This is a genomic window from Psychrobacter sp. 1U2, assembly GCF_051847575.1.
The window spans coordinates 1-1,125 of sequence record NZ_JBPYDC010000402.1 but is presented as its reverse complement, the minus strand read 5'-3'; the positions used below and the strand labels follow the sequence as shown (position 1 = coordinate 1,125).

Below are 1,125 nucleotides of genomic sequence, written 5' to 3'. Positions count from 1 at the left end.
AACAGTACCATGAGCATGGGCGAAAACCCCGTCGCCAATGAGACAAAGCCGACCAAATCTTGCACATAGCTAAATAGCAAACCAAAAAGTAACGCGACCACAATACGCAGACCTAAGCTATGCGTGCGCAATGAGCCAAAAACGAATGAACAAGCAACAATCACCAGCGATAAGATGGACAGCGGTGATAACAGCTTTTGCCAAAATGCAAGCTCATGTGGCAACGAGCGCTTGCCTTGTTGTTGCATAAATTGACGATGTTCATAAAGCTGCGTCAGAGACAAATCCTCTGCTTTGCGAGTCAGTAAATAGACGGACTCAGGTGCAAAGGGCAGACTTAGAGTATCTAATGAGGCCTTAGATTGGCTACTCTCAAAGCCTTGATTGATGGACAGCTTAGTCATATTATTTAGCTGCCACTCGTACCGATATTGCTCGCTTAGCTTGCCAGTAGTGCCCAAAGATTGACGACCAATGTACTGCCCACCCATCGCATGAGTGGCTGTTTGTAAGTCACCATTATTGTCCAGATGCCAACGTTTGACTTCACCAATGTTACCTTGTACATCCGCATAATCGATATATAAAATATCACTGCCATCAGGCTGTACGTTACCATCCGTATTGCTTTCAGTTGTACTTTGAAAGCGCGGCTGCATCGTCCAGTAGCCACGTACTGAAGTGACTAGTGAGCTGCTGTCTTCGTTGTTTATTTCACGAGCCAGTTGGTTAGAGTTGGGCAGTACAAACTGATTCAGCATTAGTGCCAATAGTACAAACAATAACGCTGGTTGCAATACCCAGCCGACGATGCGATAGATACTGACGCCAGCGGCACGCATAACGACAAGCTCACTTTTACTAGCCAGCAACCCTAAGCCCACTACTGCGCCAAGTAGTGCACCTGTTGGCATAAATTGCTCTAAAAAGTAAGGCGAGCGGTAAAAAATATATCTGAGCGCATCAGACATGGTATAACTATCAGACAAATCTTCAAGCTCAGACAAGTAGGTAAACAAGACTTGTAGTGCCCATAACCCAACTACCGCCGCGATAATCGCTAAAAGCGCATTGGTTTTGACATAACGTCCAAGCACCTTTAAATTGGAGGAACGGCTTTGAGGG

The 1,125-nt window shown here is 45.7% G+C and carries 1 protein-coding gene; it reads right to left on the bottom strand.

Annotated elements, in window-relative coordinates:
• Nucleotides 1-1,125 (bottom strand): LPS export ABC transporter permease LptG (gene lptG, locus ACS8FD_RS16150; RefSeq protein WP_439276593.1); only part of this gene is annotated, 1,125 nt, incomplete at both ends.